General features: G+C 59.9%; 19 protein-coding genes. 16 read left to right on the top strand and 3 right to left on the bottom strand.

The features are described from left to right. Positions 1–155: 155 nt before the first annotated feature. From sat to ACWGKN_RS04275, 3 genes are all read left to right on the top strand, one after another. Positions 156–1,433, top strand: a complete 1,278-nt coding sequence (sat, locus tag ACWGKN_RS04265; RefSeq protein WP_452094755.1) for a sulfate adenylyltransferase — start codon at positions 156–158, stop codon at positions 1,431–1,433. Positions 1,434–1,530: 97 nt separating this feature from the next. Further along, on the top strand, positions 1,531–2,601 hold the full coding sequence (gene aroB / locus ACWGKN_RS04270; RefSeq protein ID WP_035233865.1) for a 3-dehydroquinate synthase: 1,071 nt from the start codon (positions 1,531–1,533) through the stop codon (positions 2,599–2,601). A 63-nt stretch (positions 2,602–2,664) separates the two neighbouring features. Continuing rightward, entirely contained in the window at positions 2,665–3,165 is a 501-nt protein-coding gene (locus ACWGKN_RS04275; RefSeq protein WP_035233866.1) for an FmdB family zinc ribbon protein, read from the top strand. Between the two features lie 72 nt (positions 3,166–3,237). Here the strand turns inward: ACWGKN_RS04275 and ACWGKN_RS04280 are convergent, their stop codons facing one another. Continuing rightward, positions 3,238–3,582, bottom strand: a complete 345-nt coding sequence (locus tag ACWGKN_RS04280; RefSeq protein WP_035233867.1) for a hypothetical protein — start codon at positions 3,580–3,582, stop codon at positions 3,238–3,240. Between the two features lie 610 nt (positions 3,583–4,192). On the opposite strand from ACWGKN_RS04280, the gene ACWGKN_RS04285 reads away from it, so the two are divergent. The 4 genes from ACWGKN_RS04285 to ACWGKN_RS04300 are packed head-to-tail and all read left to right on the top strand — an operon-like array spanning position 4,193 to position 8,182. After that, on the top strand, positions 4,193–5,320 hold the full coding sequence (locus ACWGKN_RS04285; protein WP_035233868.1) for an SPFH domain-containing protein: 1,128 nt from the start codon (positions 4,193–4,195) through the stop codon (positions 5,318–5,320). A gap of 6 nt (positions 5,321–5,326) precedes the next feature. Further along, positions 5,327–6,583: a hypothetical protein gene (locus ACWGKN_RS04290; RefSeq protein ID WP_452094756.1), complete on the top strand. Its 1,257-nt coding sequence runs from the start codon at positions 5,327–5,329 to the stop codon at positions 6,581–6,583. Between the two features lie 28 nt (positions 6,584–6,611). Further along, the gene (locus ACWGKN_RS04295) at positions 6,612–7,181 is read left to right on the top strand and encodes a nucleoside deaminase (protein WP_452094757.1); all 570 of its coding nucleotides are present in this window, start codon (positions 6,612–6,614) and stop codon (positions 7,179–7,181) included. Then, a complete protein-coding gene (locus ACWGKN_RS04300; protein ID WP_035233870.1) occupies positions 7,178–8,182 on the top strand; it encodes a radical SAM protein in 1,005 nt (334 codons plus the stop codon). Before ACWGKN_RS04295 ends, ACWGKN_RS04300 begins: the two co-directional genes overlap by 4 nt. Positions 8,183–8,186: 4 nt before the next feature. Here the strand turns inward: ACWGKN_RS04300 and tatC are convergent, their stop codons facing one another. After that, positions 8,187–8,960 (bottom strand): twin-arginine translocase subunit TatC, encoded by a 774-nt coding sequence (gene tatC, locus ACWGKN_RS04305; RefSeq protein WP_035233871.1) that lies wholly within the window; start codon positions 8,958–8,960, stop codon positions 8,187–8,189. Then, the gene (locus ACWGKN_RS04310; protein WP_424255704.1) at positions 8,947–9,411 is read right to left on the bottom strand and encodes a twin-arginine translocase TatA/TatE family subunit; all 465 of its coding nucleotides are present in this window, start codon (positions 9,409–9,411) and stop codon (positions 8,947–8,949) included. Before ACWGKN_RS04310 ends, tatC begins: the two co-directional genes overlap by 14 nt. Before the next feature lie 414 nt (positions 9,412–9,825). Between ACWGKN_RS04310 and ACWGKN_RS04315 the strand changes: the two genes are divergently transcribed. From ACWGKN_RS04315 to glyS, 9 genes are all read left to right on the top strand, one after another. Beyond that, positions 9,826–11,121 carry an adenylosuccinate synthase gene (locus ACWGKN_RS04315; protein WP_035226265.1) on the top strand — a complete coding sequence of 432 codons (1,296 nt, stop codon included), beginning with the start codon at positions 9,826–9,828 and terminating at the stop codon, positions 11,119–11,121. Positions 11,122–11,192: 71 nt separating this feature from the next. After that, positions 11,193–11,459, top strand: a complete 267-nt coding sequence (gene rpoZ / locus ACWGKN_RS04320) for a DNA-directed RNA polymerase subunit omega (RefSeq protein ID WP_035226263.1) — start codon at positions 11,193–11,195, stop codon at positions 11,457–11,459. 27 nt (positions 11,460–11,486) lie between these two features. Then, positions 11,487–12,608, top strand: a complete 1,122-nt coding sequence (dnaJ, locus tag ACWGKN_RS04325; RefSeq protein WP_035226260.1) for a molecular chaperone DnaJ — start codon at positions 11,487–11,489, stop codon at positions 12,606–12,608. 16 nt (positions 12,609–12,624) lie between these two features. Further along, the gene (gene moaC / locus ACWGKN_RS04330; protein WP_035226257.1) at positions 12,625–13,128 is read left to right on the top strand and encodes a cyclic pyranopterin monophosphate synthase MoaC; all 504 of its coding nucleotides are present in this window, start codon (positions 12,625–12,627) and stop codon (positions 13,126–13,128) included. A gap of 35 nt (positions 13,129–13,163) precedes the next feature. After that, positions 13,164–13,529, top strand: a complete 366-nt coding sequence (dksA, locus tag ACWGKN_RS04335; RefSeq protein ID WP_035226254.1) for an RNA polymerase-binding protein DksA — start codon at positions 13,164–13,166, stop codon at positions 13,527–13,529. A 3-nt stretch (positions 13,530–13,532) separates the two neighbouring features. Further along, a complete protein-coding gene (gene galT, locus ACWGKN_RS04340) occupies positions 13,533–14,531 on the top strand; it encodes a galactose-1-phosphate uridylyltransferase (RefSeq protein ID WP_035226252.1) in 999 nt (332 codons plus the stop codon). A 19-nt stretch (positions 14,532–14,550) separates the two neighbouring features. Further along, complete coding sequence (locus ACWGKN_RS04345; protein ID WP_035226249.1) at positions 14,551–14,904, top strand: response regulator; 354 nt, start codon at positions 14,551–14,553, stop codon at positions 14,902–14,904. Between the two features lie 93 nt (positions 14,905–14,997). Continuing rightward, positions 14,998–15,726: a GTP cyclohydrolase, FolE2/MptA family gene (locus ACWGKN_RS04350; RefSeq protein WP_052159618.1), complete on the top strand. Its 729-nt coding sequence runs from the start codon at positions 14,998–15,000 to the stop codon at positions 15,724–15,726. A 52-nt stretch (positions 15,727–15,778) separates the two neighbouring features. Then, on the top strand, positions 15,779–17,854 hold the full coding sequence (gene glyS, locus ACWGKN_RS04355; RefSeq protein WP_035226244.1) for a glycine--tRNA ligase subunit beta: 2,076 nt from the start codon (positions 15,779–15,781) through the stop codon (positions 17,852–17,854). The last annotated feature ends 320 nt before the right edge of the window (positions 17,855–18,174 follow it).

Raw genomic sequence — 18,174 nt, forward strand, 5'->3', positions numbered from 1 at the left:
TTCCGACGGCTGTACGGGCCTGACGTTTTCCCTTGACTTTTCCCTCGTATTTTTTATAAATAGTACCTTGTGACTGAATGTCGATTCATTATGTTGTCGGGCGCGGATGGCTGTGTCCGGCGTATGATTTAACCATTTAAAGAAAGAGGAAATCTATGTCAAAACTGGTTGCACCTCACGGTGGAAAAGGCTTGGTATGTGCTTTGCTTTCCGGCAGCGCTCGTGATGCAGAGCTGAAGAAGGCCGCTGGTCTGAAACAGATCGAGATCTCGGCTCGCGCCAAAGGCGATCTGATCATGATGGGCATCGGCGGTTTCAGCCCCCTCTCCGGTTTCATGACCAAGGCTGACTGGAAGGGCGTGTGTGAGAAATTCCAGATGGCCGACGGTACCTTCTGGCCCGTTCCGATCACTCTGGATATCTCTGCCGCCGATGCAGCGGCCATCAAGGAAGGCGACGAGATCGCCCTCGTACGCAAAGGCGAGACCTTTGCCACCATGAAGGTCGCCGAGAAGTTCGCGATGACCGATGCCGACAAGAAATTCGAGTGCGAGAAGGTCTTCAAGGGCATGGGCGACGACTCTGCCGATGACAAGTTCTGGAAGGTCGCGATGGAAGATCATCCCGGTGTCCAGATGGTTATGGCTCAGAAGGAATTCAATATCGCCGGTCCGGTCAAGGTTCTGTCCGAGGGCGAGTATCCGGCCGAGTATCCGGGCGTCTACCTGACCCCGGCACAGACCCGTGCCATGTTCGACGAGCGTGGCTGGGCCAACGTCGCCGCTCTCCAGCTGCGTAACCCGATGCATCGCTCCCATGAGTATCTGGCCAAGATCGCAGTCGAGGTATGTGACGGCGTTCTGATCCACTCCCTGATCGGCAACCTGAAACCGGGTGACATTCCGGCTCCGGTTCGTATCAAGGCGATCGACATCCTGATCAACAACTACTTCGTCAAAGAGAACGTCATCAGCGCCGGCTATCCGCTCGACATGCGTTATGCCGGACCGCGCGAAGGCCTGCTCCATGCCACCTTCCGTCAGAACTACGGCGTCAACGCCATGCTGATCGGCCGCGATCACGCCGGTGTCGGTGATTTCTACGGCCTGTTCGAGGCTCAGGACATCTTCGACCGCGTCCCGGTAACCGGTGATGCCGGCAAGGATCTGCTGTGCAAGCCGATGAAGATCGACTGGACCTTCTATTGCTACAAGTGCGACGGCATGGCTTCACTCCGTACCTGTAACCATGGCAAGGAAGACCGCGTCATCCTCTCCGGAACCAAGCTCCGCAAGGCTCTGTCCGAGGGTGCCGAGGTTGTTGACCACTTCGGTCGCGACGAGGTTCTTACCCACCTCCGTGCGTACTATGAGGGGCTGACCGAGAAGGTTGAGGTCAAGATGCAGGGTGCTGCCTCCGGCTCCAAGATGTAATCGATCGTTTTAAGCAGGTCTGCAAGGAGATACTTCCTTTATTGGAGGTATCTCCTTTTTTTTTAATAAATCCAGTTGGTTTTGTACAGGGATCACTATGGCCGAAATTCAGGTTGGGCTCGGTGAGCGGGGTTATCCGATCCATATTGAGCAGGGGTGTCTGGCGCGGGTTGGCGAGCAGTTGGCAAGCAGGAAATTCGCCAAACGCTATGCCGTCATCACCGATGACAGGGTGGAGGTTCTCTATGGCCGGCAACTGATGCGGCAACTTGCTGTCGCCGGGATCGAGGCCGATCTGTTCGCCTTCCCCTGCGGTGAGGCGAGCAAGAACCTGGCGACGATCGGCGCCCTTGCCAGTCGGCTGGCCTCCGCCGGTTTTGACCGCAAGGATGGCCTGATTGCCCTCGGTGGCGGGGTGGTCGGCGACATCACCGGCTTTCTCGCCGCCATCTACATGCGCGGGATTCCGTTCGTCCAGGTGCCGACCACCCTCCTGGCCCAGGTTGACAGTTCGGTCGGCGGCAAGACCGGTGTCGATATCCCGGAAGGGAAAAACCTGATCGGTGCCTTTTATCAGCCGAAGGCCGTCCACATCGACCCGGAGATCCTGGCGACCCTTCCTCGCGCCGAACTGCTCGGGGGACTGGCGGAGGTAATCAAGTACGGCGTCATCCGTGATCGCGCCTTCTTTACCTTCCTCGAGGAGAGGCGGGAGCAGATTCTGGCCCTCGAGGCCGCCGCGATGAACCACACCATCCTGACCTGCTGCAGGATCAAGGCCGAGGTGATCGAGCAGGACGAGCGCGAGGGCGGGCTGCGGCGCATCCTCAATTTCGGCCACACCATCGGCCATGCCGTCGAGGCCGCATCTTCGTTTGCCATCAGTCATGGCCACGCCGTGGCGATCGGGATGGTCGCCGCAGCCCGGATTGCCGTCGCCAAGGAGATGCTGTCGAGGGATGCGGAGCAGCGCATAACCGCCCTGATTGCCGCCTACGGCCTGCCGGTCGCCATCCCTGCCGACCTTGACAGAGAGCTGATCAGGATATATCTGAAAACAGACAAGAAAGTGGTGGCCGGCAAGGTCTTCTATATCCTGCCGACAGCCATTGGCGCCACCTGCATTACCGATGAAGTCTCCGATCGGCAGCTCAACCAGGTGCTCTGACCTGCCGGATTCAACCGCCGAGGGGATGCAGGATGAAATACGCTGAACAAGGATGGTGAACAGATGCCGATTTACGAATTTTTCTGTGACAGATGCAATGTGATCTTCAACTTTTTTTCCCGCCGGATCGACACCACCACCGCCCCGTCGTGCCCTCGATGCGGCAGGGAAAACCTGGCCCGGCAGATGTCCACCTTCGCCACGATCGGCAAGGCCGCCGGCGGAGGCGATGAGGATCCCCTGAACGGGCTCGATGAATCGAAGATGGAGCAGGCCTTCGGCCGCTTGATGAAGGAGGCGGAAGGGATGAACGAGGACGATCCGCGGCGGATGGCGTCGCTGATGCGCCGGTTCAGCCACGAGACCGGGATCAACCTCGGCGGCAATATGGAGGAAGCCCTGTCCCGCATGGAGGCGGGGGAGGATCCGGAGCAGATTGAAAAGGAGATGGGGGATGTGCTCGGAGACGACGATATCTCCTTCGAAACTCTGAAAAAGAAGACCATCGGCGGCGTCAGACGACCTTCCCGTGACGAAACGCTGTACGATCTCCACTCTTCCTGAAAATTGTCCGGCAGGCGGTCAACCGACTCTTGCCGCGTCGAACGCCGCAACAAGGGCCGGTTGTCCCGGAATTCAGTGTACCGTGTCCGAACCGCCGGTGATCAGGTGCTGCATCTGGTGCTCGCTCTCCTTCCGACGGATGATTTCCTGCGCCTCTTCTTCACTCAACCCCAAGGCGCGAGCCAGGACGGCGACGTCATAATACGGTTTCCCCTCGGGATCGCGATAGATCGGCTGCAACTCGGGGAAATAGGTCTCGGTGGCGATGCCCGATGCCCTGAACAGGATCTCCTTGATCTCCGGTGGTCCGAAGAGCATGAGCCATTCCACCGCCTCGGCCCAGACCTGCGAGTCGACGGTCTGATGCTGCAGTATTTTCAGGGCGGTTTCAAGGTTCCATTGATCTTTGAATTTCATGCGTCACTCTCCAAAGGCGTTCTTGTTTTTCAGGTTCGGACAGTGATATTATAGTTTCTTTGCTGGCCACTGCATAGTGCCGGCTGCAATAAATCGACATCTCGATCGCAAGAGATATTCGGCAGCAAAGGACGAGATTTCTCGCTTCGCTTCGAAATGACAGCGGGGGCGGCATCGCGCTCTTTGCCCTATCGGGAACAACGAGATTTCTCGCTGGCGCTCGAAATGACAGAAATAAACGAAATGACAGAAATAAACGAAAAGACAGAAATAAACGAAAAGACAGAAAAAGCCAAAAATGACAGAAAAAACCAAAATGACGAGCAGCAACCGGAATGAAGGGCAGCGACTGAAATGACAGCAGCAACCGGAATGAAGGGCAGCAACCGAAATGAAGGGCAGCAACCGGAATGAAGGGCAGCAACCGGAATGAAGGGCAGCAACCGGAATGAAGGGCAGCAACCGAAATGAAGGGCAGCAACCGAAATGAAGGGCAGCAACCGAAATGAAGATCGATAACGGTTCTTTCGTATCGCCGACCGGTAATCTCGTTATTTTGTAATTGGCTTATATTATAAAATATATCAATACATTCAGGGATGGGCATGCGATGAACAGGTTTGACGGTGGGCTGTTTCTGGAAAATATCGAGTGGTTTGACGAGAGCGGTAAGGAACTGGTCCATCGTCTGCCGGAGGAAGGATCGGGCGAGATCAAGTACGGGGCCCAGCTGACGGTGCGCGACAGCCAGGCGGCAGTCCTGTTCTACCAGGGCAAGGCCTGCGATGCCTTCGGGCCCGGCCGCCATACCCTGAAGACGGCCAACCTGCCGATTCTGACCAAGTTGCTCTCCTTCCCCTGGCGCGGCGACAGTCCGCTCCGGGCCGAGGTCTATATGGTCAGCCTGAAATACTTCACCGACCTCAAGTGGGGGACGATGGATCCCGTCGCCTTCAGGGATACCGAACTCGGCTTGATCCGGCTCCGCGCCCATGGGGTGTACAGCCTGCAGATCGTTCAACCGGTGCTGTTCATCAACGCCCTCGTCGGCACCATGGGCAGTTTTGCCACCGATGACATCGCCGCCTATCTGAAGAAGATCATCGTCTCGCGGTTCAACGACTATCTGGGGGAAAAACTCGATACCATCTTCAATCTTCCCGGGCAGTTCGAGGCGTTTTCGGTGGATCTGCAGAAACGGCTGGTCGAGGATTTCGCCCACTTCGGCCTCCGGCTGAGCCACCTCTACATCACCTCGATCACCCCGCCGGAGGTGGTGCAGCAGGCGATTGACGACCAGGGCCGGATGAACGCGATCAAGGATATGGACAGATTCGTCCGGATGAAGGCGGGCATGGCCATGGAAAAGGCGGCCGCCGGGCAGGGCGAGGCGGCCGCCGGCATCGGCATGGGCATGGGACTGATGATGCCGGCGATGTTCGCGAGAAATCTTGCCACGTCGATCCCTGCCCAGGCCGAGGCGGCAGTGAAATCGATCTGTCCCGACTGCCGCAACGCCATCCCTGAAGACGCGAGGTTCTGCCCGATATGCGGCCACCAGCAGGTCATCCTCAGCCAGTGTCGCCATTGCGGCAAAAACCTCTCCCCCAAGGCCCGCTTCTGCTCGCAGTGCGGCCGGCCGACGGACCAGGCGACCGCCGCCTTGCCCTGTCCCGAATGCAAGGGCGAAAACCTGCCGGATGCCCTGTTCTGCAATCATTGCGGCCGACGGTTGTAGGGGGCCATGGAGCTTGTCGTCGAACAGAGCTGTCCCTCCTGCGGCGCCCCCATCGTCCTGCATGAGGCCGACCGGCTGGTGAGTTGCCCTTACTGCGACGTCAATCATTACATGGTGGGGGGAGGCGCCCTGCGGTTTTTGCTCCGGGCAGGATGTCCGGCCGGAATTGGTGCGGAGGATCTTGTTTACCTGCCGTTCATCCGTTTCAAGGGCTGCATCTACCAGTGCCAGGGGAATGAGGTCCGGCACGCGATCATCGACACCACCCGGATCGCGCTGCGGGGTGACCGGCTCCCCATCTCCCTGGGACTGCGGCCGCAGGCGATGCAACTGGTCCAGGCGACAGCGGCGATTGGCGGCCGATTTGTCCCGCGGCAGGTGAAGCTGGAAGGCATTTTCAGCCAGGCGGTGCGGATGACCGCACCGTTCAGGCCGGAGAAGACCGGCCAGGTCCGGCATCGGGCCTTTATCGGCGAGACCGTCAGCCGGGTCTACCTCCCGGTGTTCGAGAAGGATGATATGGTGGTCGATGCCGTGACCCATCTCGAGATCATGCGGAAGGGCAGTGATTGGGACGAGATCGCCGCCACCGCCGTGCCCTTCCGGCGGCATTGGGAACCGAAATTCCTGTCAACGCTCTGTCCGCGCTGCGGGGCGCCGCTGCACGGCGAACCGGATGCCCTGGTGCTGCAGTGCCGCAACTGCGAGACGATGTGGGAGGAGTCGGATGGGCGCTTCTCCGCTCTGGAGTGGGGTCGGGTCCCGGGGGCGTCGGAGACCGACCTGGAGGTGCCGTTCTGGAAGATTGCTGTCCGCCAGGATGCCGGCAGTCCGCTGCTGCATACCTTCGCCGATTTCCTCCGCCTGACCGGGCAGCCGGTGGTGATCCGGGCCGAGGATGAATCGCGGCCGTTGTCGTTCTGGGTGCCGGCCTTCAAACTGCAGCCGGCCGCCTTTCTGCAGACCGCCCACTATCTGACGGTATCCCAGAAACGGATCGCCGATGGCGAACCGGGGCCGCTGCCGGCGGCGTACCCGGTCAATCTCCCGCGGCGGGAGGCGGTGGAGGCGTTGAAATCGGTGCTGGCCGAGGCGGCACTGACGCGGAAGCAGCTCTTTCCGCTGCTCCCTTCCCTTGACCTGCAGGCGGCATCGGCGACCCTGGTGTACCTGCCGTTCAGGGATGCGGGCCATGATCTGATCGAGCGGCAGACCTCCGTCACCATTGCCGCCGCGACGCTGCGGTTCGGCCGGAGACTGTGAACACCCAGGAAGCAATGATGAGGAGCGGATGGTGAACGGACACCTGCGATCGATGCATGAACGGTTCATGCGGCTGGCCCTGGCCGAGGCCCGGCAGGCCCTGGAGCGCAACGAGTTTCCCGTCGGCTGCGTCATCGTCCATGACGGCGAGGTCGCCGCCACCGGGGCCCGGCAGAACACCAGCGGCAGGGTCAACGAACTCGACCACGCGGAACTCGTCGCCCTCAGGGCCCTGTTCGACACCGCCCCCGATCTCGATCTCCACGAGGTGACGGTGTACTCGACGATGGAGCCCTGCCTGATGTGCTACGCGACGATGCTCGTCAACAATGTCGGCACCGTCGTCTACGGCTACGAGGATGTCATGGGCGGCGGCACGGGGCTGGCCCTGCCGTCACTGGCGCCGCTCTACGCCGATCGGCGGATCGAGATCGTCGGCCAGGTCCTGCGGCCGGAATGCCTGGAACTGTTCCAGCGATTCTTCCGGGGCGAGACCAACGGCTACCTCCAGGACAGCCTCCTGGCCCGCTATACCCTCGACCAGGGAACCTGTTCCCGGTCGAGTGCATCAATTCAATCCCCGAGGGAGAAACCATGACCCCCGTTGCCAGGACTGTCGGCTTCAAGCCGGGCGAACGCAATATCTTTTTCCATATCCTCACCGCCTGCAATCTGTCCTGCCGGCACTGCTACATCAATCCGGCCCAGCATGGCAGCGAGACCCTGGCCCTGGCGACGATCGAGCGGTGGCTGGAGCAGTTCGTCGCCCCGGGGGAAACCGGCAACGTCATCTTTTTAGGGGGTGAACCGACCCTCCACCCGGATCTCGCCGCTGCCGTCGCCCATGCCAAGGGGCTCGGTTTCTGTGTCACGGTCGATTCGAACGGCTATCTGTTCCATGATTTTCTCCACCGGACCAGCCCCGACCTGCTCGATTATCTCAGCTTCAGCCTCGACGGACCCGACCCCGGGGTCAACGACCCGCTGCGGGGCAGCGGCGTCTTCGCCACCTGCGTCGGCAACATCAGGAAGGCGGTGGAGATGGGATTCCGGACCAGCCTGATCTATACCGTCAGCAGCCGCAATCTCCTGCATCTGGAACGGATGGTGCCGCTGCTGGGTGAACTCGGCATCAAAAAGTTCTTCATCCAGGTGATCGGGCTGCGCGGCCGTTCGGCCGGCCCAACCGCCGGCGAGCATGCCCTGCAGGTCAGCCGCGACAAGTGGCTGGCCGTGGTTCCCGCAGTCGCGGCAATGGCCGCGGCGCAGGGCATTCAGGTGACCTATCCCAAGGTCTTCATCGAGCGGGATGAGATCTTCGAATGCGCCGGCAGGGTGGCGGAGAACTACTTCATCTTCCCCAACGGCCGGGTCTACCAGTGTCCCCTGTGCGAAGACCACCCGATCAACGCCTGGCGCATCGAAGGCGATCGTCTCGTCAAAAACGCGGGGCTGAGGGAGGACCGCCTGTTCACCCTCGATATCCCCGAGGGCTGTGTGATGAACAAGCTGCTGCAGCCGGACACCATCGATTACGGCGGCGACGGCCGGCCGGCCCATAAGATTTCGTGCTGCCTGCTGAAACAGGAGATCGGCTAGCGGCTCAGGAGGAGGTGTCCGCCTTCTTCCGGCGGGAGAACAGGGCGGTCAGGAAGATCCCGGCCTCGTACAGGCCGAAGAGCGGGACGGCGAGCAGGGCCGTGGCCATGAAATCGCCGGCGGTCAGCATGAAGGCGAGGACAACGATCACGGCATAGAAATAGTACCGTTTTTTCCGGAAATAACCGGCCTTGACGAAATCGGCCTTGCCGGCCATGACCATCAGAAAGGGGATCTGGAAGGACAGGCCGAAGGTGATCATCATCCGGATGATGAAGGTCAGGTACAGACCGAGTTTCGGCAGCGGCGTCAAGGCCGGTGTGGCGTAGCTCATGAAATAGATCAGCATCCGCGGCAGGACGGCGAACAGGGCGAAGGCGGCCCCGCCGGCGAACAGGAACGTCGCCCAGAACACCACGATGACCGCGAGCTTCTTCTCATCCTGGTTGAGGCCCGGGCCGATGAACCTCCAGAACTGGTAGAGGATGACCGGGAAACTTCCGCCCAGGCCGATCATGAAGGCCAGCTTGATATAGGACAGAAAGGCCTCCGGCAGATTGGTGTAGACCAGTCTGTCAACCAGCGGGCTGGCATTTTTCAGCGGGGTGATCAGAAATGCCGCGATCGGTTCGACGAAGACATAGGCGATCACCGACAGGACGAGGATGGACAGGAACGATTTGATCAGCCGCCGCCGCAGTTCGAGATGATGCGGCCGGAAAAAGGCCAGGCTCCGCTCGATGATCGGCAGCGTGACCTGGAGATTATTTCCCGCCATCGTCGTCTGCCGGAGCAACCGGGGGCATGGGGGTGGCCCGGGCAGCGCCCGGGCCTGATGCCGGCATCGTCTCGCCGGTTGGCGGCTCGGCTGCCGTCTCGTCCTTTACGACTTCGGTGTAATCGGCGTCGACCGCCGGCTGTTGGGCCGAGGTCGGCGGCGGGGCGGGAGGGTTGACGCCGGGGAAGGGGGTATCCTGGTCCCAGCCCGATTCCGGTTGCTCGAGGAGCTTGGTTTTCAGTGAACGGGCGGCATCATCGAGGTCGGAGCGGATCTCGTTGAGCGGGTTGCCTTCTTCTTTGAAGCTCTGCTTCAGGCCTTCGACGGTCTTCTTCAGGTCGAGCAGACCTTTGGCGACCGTGCGGGCGAGATCGGGCAATTTGTCCGGACCGACGACAATCAGGGCGAGGGCCAGAATCAGGATCATCTCGGGCAGGCCGATGCCAAACATACAAAAACCTCTTTTCTGCAGGTACCTGCGAAGAATTGTCAAAATTATGCGATGGCGCAGGAGAGTGGCCGAAAAGCCGGGGCGAATCCTGGGGGGATGGCTGACTCTCTGATGGAACCGATGGGTTCTGGATGCTGATCATGCCTCCCGGCATCAATGGAAATGTACGGTATTTGCCCGGCAGTGTCAACGGCGGAGGCGGTCGATGGCGGCGAAGGCAGGGGACAGGCAGAAATATATGAGGTGAATAACCTTTAAAAACAAATAGTTGGATATAGCGGCGGCAAGAGCTTTCGAGAATTGACATTTTTGATGGAGTTGGTTATATTTACGAGTTTGTCTCATGTGGATTTGACTACAGGCGACCGAGTCTTTTTATTTCTACGAATACATGGAAGGTCCGAGGAGTGTGAGATGGCCAGTGTGGTGGTGGTAGGAACGCAGTGGGGTGATGAAGGGAAGGGGAAGATAGTCGACCTGCTTACCCGGTATTCCGACTATATCGTCCGCTTTCAAGGGGGGAACAATGCCGGCCATACCCTGGTCGTCGACGGACGGCAGTTCATCTTCCACCTTATCCCTTCGGGAATCCTCTATGAGGACAAGATCTGCATGATCGGCAATGGCGTCATCGTCGATCCGGGGGTGCTGCTGGGCGAGATCGACAGCCTGCAGCAGCAGGGGCTGGCGGTCACCCCGAAGCGCCTGATGATCAGCGAGAACGCCCACCTGATCATGCCGTATCACTCCCGGCTCGACCAGGCCAGGGAGGCCTCGATGGCCAAAAAGATCGGCACCACCGGGCGCGGCATCGGCCCGTGCTATATGGACAAGGTCGGTCGGGTCGGCATCAAGGCCGGCGACCTGCTCGATCCGGACCTGTTCCGCGACAAGCTGCAGGCCGCCATCGAGGAGAAGAATTTCCTGATCGCCAAACGCTATGGAGGGGAGCCGGTCAGCTTTGAGGCGATCTATGCCGACTTCATGCGATTCGGCGAGCGGCTGAACCCGTTTGTCGGCAATGTCTCGGTCGAGCTCGATCGGGCGCGGAAGGCGGGGCGCAATATCCTGTTCGAGGGGGCCCAGGGCACCCATCTCGATATCGATCACGGCACCTATCCGTTCGTCACCTCGTCGAACACCGTTGCCGGCAATGCCTGCAACGGCTCCGGCTTCGGTCCGGCCTACATCGATGCGGTGGTCGGGATCATGAAGGCCTATACGACGCGGGTCGGGGAAGGACCTTTTCCGACGGAACTCAGCGATGAGGTCGGCCGCGAACTGCAGGCCAAGGGCCATGAATTCGGGGCGACGACCGGGCGGCCGCGCCGCTGCGGCTGGCTGGACGGGATCGTGGTCAACGATGCGGTCCGTCTCAACGGCCTGACCGGCATCGCCGTGACCAAGCTCGACGTGCTGAGCGGAAGTCCGGTCCTGAAAATCGCCAATGGGTACGACCTGGAGGGGAAAACCTTCACGACCATGCCCTCGAACATCCGTCAGGCGGAGAGGGTCGTCCCGCGCTACGAGGAGATGCCCGGCTGGCAGAAGGATATCTCCGGCGTCCGGCAATTTGAAGACCTGCCCAGCGAGGCGAAAGACTACATCAGACGCATAGAGGATTTTACCGGGACGCCGGCGGTCATCGTGTCCGTCGGCCCCGATCGCAGCGAGACGCTGCTCCTTAAAAACCCATTCGAAAAGTGCTGAAATTCGCTGAGAAGAGTGAGTTCGAAGACGCATTTTTTTGATTGCCACACTACACACAAGGATAGAAGCATATGGCGAGAATCACAGTGGAAGATTGTCTTGAGCAGGTCGGTGACGACAACCGTTTCAATCTGATCCACCTGACAGTCAAACGGATCAAGCAGCACCGGCAGGGGGAACCCTTTCTGGTCGCCGGCAAGAACAAGGAGATTGTCATGACCTTGAGGGAAATCGCCGCCGGCCGGGTGACGATGGCCAATATCGACAATCTCCCCGACACCTCCGTCAAGGAACAGCCGAGGCCTGCGGAAGAAACGGAGCGTAGCGCTGTCGAGTAATGAAGACAATCCTGTCATCGAGTTGATATGAGCACCGATTATTACGAAATCCTTTCCGTCAGCCGCACCGCCAGCGTCGCCGAGATCAAGAAGGCCTATCGCAAACTGGCGATGAAATACCATCCCGATCGCAATCCCGACGACAAGGAGGCGGAGGCCCGATTCAAGGAGTGCACCGAGGCCTATGAAGTCCTCAGCGATGAGAAGAAACGGCAGATCTACGACACCTACGGTCATGACGGGCTGAAAAACAGCGGCTACCGGGGCCCCGGCAATTTCGAGGATGTGTTCTCCAATTTCGGCGACATCTTCGGCGATCTGTTCGGCTTCGGCGGCGGTCGTGGACAGGCGCGACGGGACGGCCCCATTCAGGGCAACGACCTGCGCTACGACCTGTCGGTGACCTTCATGGAGGCGGTGCACGGGGCCTCGAAGGAGGTCGAGCTGACCCGGCGCGATACCTGCTGGACGTGCGATGGCACGGGGGCCAGGCCGGGACATCCGAAAACCACCTGCCCGACCTGCAACGGCAGGGGCCAGGTGATCCGGTCGCAGGGATTCTTTCAGGTCAGCACCACCTGTCCGACCTGTCGGGGCGAGGGCCAACTGATCTCCGACCCGTGCGTCGATTGCGACGGCGTCGGACTGGTCGAGCAGACGAAGAAGGTTGTCATCAAGATCCCGGCCGGCGTCGACACCGGAGCCCGGATGCGTCTGCGCAGCGAGGGCGAGGGCGGACGCCGGGGCGGGCAGGCCGGGGACCTCTACGTCATCATCCACGTCCAGGACCACGAGTTCTTCAAGCGGGACGGCGATACCGTCTATTGTCGTCTGCCGGTTTCGATGGTCAAGGCCGCCCTGGGGACGACCGTCGAAGTGCCGACCATCCACGGCAAAAGAAAACTCGATATCCCGGCCGGCAGCCAGTCGGGAGATATCTTCACCCTGCGCAAGGAAGGGGTTCCGAGCCTGCGCGGACACGGTCGGGGGGACATGATTGTCGAACTGCAGGTCCAGACGCCGACCAATCTCTGCGAGGAACAGAAAGAGGCCCTGCGCAATTTCGACAAGCTGTGCGAACAACACGGCCAGCACGTCGAACAGGAAGGGTTTTTTACCCGACTTTTCAACGAGGTCCTGGGAAAATAATTGGGACGGACAGGATATGGCACAGCGGAAAGAACCTGAATTCACTCATTTCGATGCCCAGGGCAATGCCCGGATGGTCGATGTCAGCGGCAAGGCGGAGAGTATGCGGGTGGCCGAGGCCACCGGTACCATCAGGATGAGCAGTGAGGCCTATGGTCTGGTCAAAACGGGATCGATGGCCAAGGGGGATGTGCTCGGCGTGGCGCGGATCGCCGGGATACTGGCGGCCAAAAAGGTCCACGAACTGATCCCCCTCACCCACCCCCTGCTCATAACCAGCAGCAATGTTGACTTTGCTTTCCAAGACGATCAAAATTTGATACATATCAGAGCAACAATCGGAATCTGCGGCAAGACGGGCGTCGAGATGGAGGCCCTGACAGCCGTATCGGTTGCGGCCTTGACGATATACGACATGTGCAAGGCCGTCGACAAGTCGATGGTCATCAGCGATATCTGTCTGGTGAAGAAAACCGGTGGCAAGAGCGGAACATACATTCGCGGGGAACATCGCGGGTAGTTTTCGCACCAATATATGTACTCAAGGAGAAGTTGATGGAGAAAGAGCAGCTCGAAAAATTCAGAATCCAGCTCTTACAGAAACGTGAGGAGATTCTTGACGAAGCCGGCAAGACGCTGTCGGAAATGACCGACCAGACGACGAATATACCTGATCCCAATGATCGTGCCACTGTCGAGTCCGGCAGGAGTTTCGAACTGCGCATCCGTGATCGGGAAAGACGCCTGTTATCCAAGATCGACGAGGCCCTGGGCAGGATCGAAGACGATAAATACGGCATTTGCGAAGGATGCGGCGAGGAGATCGGGATCAAGCGGCTCGAGGCTCGTCCGGTGACCACCCTCTGTATCGACTGCAAAACCCTGCAGGAAACGAAAGAAAAGGCGCAGGGGCAGGGTTGAACCATGCCTGAGCTGCGCAGGGACCCGGTCCTCGGCCGTTGGATCATCATTTCCAGGGAGAGGAGAAAGCGGCCGAGTGATTTCGCGATCGAGAGCCAGACGTCTCTCGGTGGATTCTGCCCGCTCTGTCCCGGCAACGAAAAGACGACGCCGCCGGAGGTGCTGGCCTACAGGCTCGGCGGCGACTCCACCCCGAACAAGCCGGGCTGGCAGGTGAGGGTCGTGCCCAATAAATATCCGGCGCTGGTCATCGAGGGCGATCTCAGCAAGGAAGGGGAAGGGCTGTACGACCGGATGAACGGTATCGGGGCCCATGAGGTCATCGTTGAAAGCCCGAATCATGACGAAAGTCTGACCCGGATGCCGCCCGACAAGATTTTTTTCGTCTTCAAGGCCTTCAAGGAGCGGATTGTCGACCTCGAGAAGGACCCGCGGTTCAGGTATGTCATGGTCTTCAAGAATTACGGCCGGGCTGCCGGGGCCTCCCTGGAACATTCGCACTCGCAGCTGATCGCCCTGCCGATACTGCCGCGGATGATCGTCTCGGAGCTGGCGGGAGCGCTCTCCTACTTCCAGTACAAGGAACGCTGCGTGTTCTGCGATATCATCCGCCAGGAGATGCAGCAGAATGTCAGGGTGGTGTGCCAGAACGAGCATTTCATCACCATTACCCCATTCGCCCCCCGGACCCCGTTCGAGATGTGGGTGCTGCCGAAGCAGCATTCCTCGGCGTACAACAAGCTTGACGATTTCCATCTCCTCTCCCTGTCCTCGCAGTTCTCCGAGACCCTGCGGCGGCTGAATGCCTGCATTCCCAATGTCCCCTATAACTTTGTCCTGCATACCGAGCCCCTCCGGTTCGGCAGTGCGGAGCATTTTCACTGGCATTTCGAGATTGTCCCCAAATTGACATCCATCGCCGGGTTTGAATGGGGTTCCGGTTTTTACATCAATCCCATGCCACCTGAGGAGGCGGCCGAGTATTTGCGCGAGTCGCTCTAAATGTTAAAAGGAGAAGGATGTGAAAAAGATACTGCTGGTCGATGACGATGCGAGCATCCAGCTTCTGTACCGTGAAGAGTTTGTGGACGCCGGATACGAGGTAATCTGCGCCTACAATGGCGACGAGGCCATCGAGAAATTCAAGAATGACACGCCGGACCTCGTGGTCCTGGACATCCAGATGCCGGGACTGAACGGCATCGAGGTGCTGCGGCAGTTGAAGATGCAGAACGCCGCTATCCCGATCATCCTCAGCAGTGCCTACCACGAATACAAGCAGGATCTGGGCGCATGGGCCTCCGAAGAGTATGTGGTCAAGTCGCCCGACATCGGCGAACTGCTCAAGGTAGTACGGAAATACCTCGGCGATTGAAGGATGGATGTGACCAAATATGGGCGATGACATGGGCGGCAGCGGTTGTCTGTCGCCTGATCAAGGATGCGGATGCACACGCAGGAATCTCGGATGAAGGATATCCAGAATCAGACCGACCATCGGCGGATCAATATCAAGAAGGTCGGCGTCAAGACCATCTCCTATCCGGTGACCGTTCTCGACAAGGCGAAGAACCGCCAGAACACGATCGCCACCGTCAACATGTACGTGAATCTGCCGCACCGGTTCAAGGGCACGCACATGAGCCGTTTCGTCGAGATCCTCAACCAGTTTCACGGGGAGATCGGCATGAAGAGCTTCCACCAGATCATGGCCAGGATGAAGGAGCGGCTCGATGCCGAGGCCTCGCACCTCGAGATGACCTTCCTTTATTTTCTGGCCAAGGAACGGAAGCCCGATTCGCTCAACCTCTGTCATTATCGCTGTTCGTTCATCGGCTCCTTCGAGCAGGATCCCGATCTGCAGCTGAAGGTCGAGATACCGGTGATCCTGCCGCTGATCAGGCGCAAAACAAGCGGGCTGCCCCGATCGATGGGACAGTGGGGCAGGGCCGAGGTGACGGTCAGGCTCAACAGCTTCATCTGGATCGAGGACCTGATTCTCCATATCGAACGCGCCATCGGCGATCAGCCGCGGCAATCCGCCGGCAATGGTCCGGAGATGCTGTCGGTCGAGACCCTGACGCGCAGGATTGCCGAATGCCTGTCGCAGCTTGCCGGTGTCGGGTGGTTTTCGCTGCGGGTCGAGAATCTGGGCAACGAGTATTCGACCTTCGCTACCCTCGAAGCGACCGTATAACCCCATGCTGTTCCATTGCCAGCCGATACCCTTACCCTCATAACGACTATTTATGCGCGATTTACTATTTGAAATTGGAACCGAAGAGCTGCCGGCGGGGTTCATCGAGCCGGCCCTGAGCCAGTTGCGCGACAATTTTGTCAGGAAGGCCGAGGCCCTCAACCTTGTCCACGGCGATGTCATGGTCAAGGGCACCCCGCGACGGCTGGCCCTGATCGTCCTTGGCCTGGCCGAGCGGCAGCAGGATAGCCGCGAAGAACTGCTCGGCCCGTCGAAGGCGGCGGCCTTCGACCGGGATGGCCGACCGACCCGGGCCGTCGAAGGCTTCGCCCGCTCGAAGGGGGTGAAGGTGGCGGACCTGCAGGTGGTGGAAACCCCGAAGGGCGCGTACCTGATGCTTGTCCGGGAGGTGGCCGGGAGGCCGACCGCGGATCTGCTGCCTGAACTGCTGCTGCAGTTGATCATCGAGATGTCCTTTGCCAAGTCGATGCGCTGGGGCAGCAATGTCCATCCCTTCGCCCGGCCGATCCAGTGGCTGACCGCCCTGTTCGGCGGCGAGGTGATCACCCTCGAGCACGAGGGGATCGTCTCGTCGGCGATGAGCCGCGGCCATCGCTTCATGGCCCATCATTCCTTCACGGTGACCGGGGCCGCCGCCTATGTGGAGCAGTTGCGCGAGCACCATGTCCTGGTCGATCCGGCCGAACGGCGGCAGGCGGTGCTGCGGGAGATCGAGGAAGCGGTGAAGACCTTCGCCGGTGCGGGCGATGCCCGGGTTGCCGTCGACGAGGAACTGGTCGATACGGTCACCAATCTGGTCGAATATCCGTTCGGGATCTGCGGCAGTTTCGAGGACAGATTCCTCCAGGTGCCGGCCGAGGTGCTGATCACCTCGATGCGGGAGCACCAGAAATACTTCCCGGTGGTCGATGCCGCGGGGCGGCTGCTGCCTGGTTTCGTCGCCGTCAACAACACCCGGGTCGACAACCCCGATGTCAGCCGCAAAGGGCACCAGCGGGTGCTGCGGGCACGGTTGTCGGATGCCCTGTTCTTTTTCAACACCGACCGGGAAACCACGCTTGAAGCGCGCCGGAACCAGCTCGGCGGGATCGTCTTTCAGGCCAGGCTGGGAACGATGCTGGAAAAGACCGAGCGGGTGGTCAAACTGACGCGGATGCTGTGCGAGATCCTCCGGCCGGACCTGACGGCCTCCGCCTGCCGTGCCGCCAGCCTCTGCAAGGCCGACCTGCTGACCAGCATGGTCGGTGAATTCCCTTCCCTCCAGGGAATCATGGGGCGGGTCTATGCCCAGCGTGACGGCGAACCGGAGGCGGTGGCGATGGCGATCCAGGAACACTATATGCCGAAACGGGCCGGGGCGGAATTGCCGGCCTCGGACGTCGGGGCGATCCTCGGCCTGGCCGACCGGATCGACACCATCGCCGGCTGCTTCGGCATCGGCCAGGTGCCGACCGGTACTGCCGACCCCTTCGGCCTGCGGCGCCTGTCCCTGGCGGTTCTCAATATCATCGCCGCCAAAGGCTACCGCCTGTCGCTGCAGGAGGTGGTGCACAAGGCGCTGGCCCTGTACGGCGACAAGGTTGATGCCGGTGCCGCAACGGTGAAGGCGGTGATGGCCTTCATCGAGGGCCGGTTCGTCAACGACTGCGCCGCCAAGGGGATGGATGTCGAGGCCGTCGATGCGGTGGTTTCAGTCGGTTTCGATGACGTGATCGACAGCCTGGAGCGGATCGATGCCTTCCGCCAGATTCGCTCGGAAGATGCCTTCACTGTCCTGGCCGCCTCCTACAAACGAATCCGCAACATCCTGAAAGACAACGGCGATACCCGGGTCGATCCATCGATCCTCCAGGCCGGGGCGGAGAAGGAACTGCATGCTGCTTATCTGCAGGTACGGGAGAGGGTTGAGACGAGGCTTGCCGGTCGTGACTACCTTGGCGCCCTGAAGGTGCTGCTCGATCTGAAACAACCGGTCGACCGGTTCTTTGACGATGTCATGGTCATGACCGATGACCTCGATATCCGCAGGAACAGGCTCAATCTTCTGACCGCGATCGGCGAGTTGATCCTGCAGATCGGCGATATCTCGAAGATGCAGGAGGGCTAAGCCGTCGTCAAACAATAACCGTTACACAGAAATACCTTTCCGGCATAAGGGGCCGTAACGAAATGGTGAAAAATGTAACGGTTATTTCGTAACGGCCCCTAAGTCCTTCTATTTCGCAACGAAGAGAAAATCTCGCTGTTCCCAGCAGGAGATCTCTGCACGGCCGGTTTGAGATCTCTCCCTTTGGTCGAGATGACGGCGGGGTAGGTCGCGATGGCTTCCTTTCGTGTTCTTTCGAGCGTCAGCATGAAAACCCGTTGTTTGTGGCAGGAGATCTCTCCCTTTGGTCGAGATGACAGCGGGGTAGGTCGCGATGCCTT

It is taken from the genome of Desulfoprunum sp. (genome assembly GCF_053613775.1).